The sequence below is a fragment of the Actinomadura sp. CNU-125 genome (genome assembly GCF_001942465.1).
Taxonomy (GTDB): Bacteria; Actinomycetota; Actinomycetes; order Streptosporangiales; family Streptosporangiaceae; genus Spirillospora.
Genome location: NZ_MKJY01000547.1, coordinates 1 through 1109 on the forward strand (window position 1 = coordinate 1; position 1109 = coordinate 1109).

Consider the following 1109-nt stretch of genomic DNA (forward strand, 5'->3'; position numbering starts at 1 on the left):
CCTCGAACTCCCCCCGCCCCCGGACGAACACGACGAACCGAACGTTCGCGTCCGGTCGGCGGGGGCCGAACCGGAGGCGCACGCGCGGGTCGCTTCCGTGCGGTTGTTCGTGGCGCGGGCGGTGGCGGCCGATCCCGGGTTCAGGCTCGACGCGTCGAACGCGGCCGCCGTCGCCGCCGTGTGCCGCCGCCTCGACGGGCTGCCGCTCGCTCTCGAACTCGCCGCCGCACGCGTCCGGGCGCTCGGCCCGCAGACCCTCGCCGAACGCCTTGACGACCGCTTCCGGGTGCTGCGCTCCGACCGCCGCGACGTCCCGGACCGGCAGCGGACGCTGCACGCGGCGATCGCGTGGAGCTGGGAGCCGCTCGGCCCCGCCGAACGCGCCGTCCTGCGCCGCCTCGCCGTCCACGTGGGCGGCTGCACCCTGGAGGCCGCCGAGCAGACCTGCGCCGGCGGCGACGTCGCCGAGGCCGATGTCATGGACGTGATCGTCCGGCTCGTCGACCGGTCGCTGGTGCTGACCGCCGACGACCCCGGCGGTGTCCGCTACCGGCTCCTGGAGTCGGTCGCGGCGTTCGCTCTCGCCCGCCTCGCCGAGGCGGGGGAGAGCGACGCCGTCCGGGCCCGCCGCGACGACTACTACGCCCGCGTCGCGGAATGCGCCGACGCCTACCGCGCCGGGCACAGCCGCATCCGCTGGCTCGCCCGGCTCGACGCCGAGGCGGCCAATCTGCGCGCCGCGCTGGAGAGCGCCGTCCGGCGCCGGGACGCCCGGCTCGCGCTCCGCCTGACCGCGTCCCTCGCCTGGTACTGGATCGAGCGCGGACGGGTCGTGCACGCGGGCCGCTCGCTCGGCGCGGCCCTCGCCGACGCCGCCGCCGTCCACCATCTCGACGGCCTCGCCGCCGCGCGCGTCCTCGGTGACGGCGCCGCCATCGCGTCCGCCCTGGAGGGTCTCGCGGGCGCCCGGCTCCTCGCGGGCCGGGCCGATCAGGCCGCCCGGCTGCTCGGTGCCGCCGCGACCGTCCGCGCGGCCGCGCCGTCCGGGGAGGCCGCGGGCGACCGTCCCGTCACGGGAGACCGCCCGGCTCCTCGCCGCCGCCCGCACC

General features: G+C 78.9%; 1 protein-coding gene. It reads left to right on the forward strand.

Annotated features, from left to right (window positions below; all coding sequences use genetic code 11):
• Positions 1-1109: ATP-binding protein (locus tag BJF79_RS56560; RefSeq protein WP_410050206.1), on the forward strand; the 1109-nt coding region annotated here is incomplete at both ends.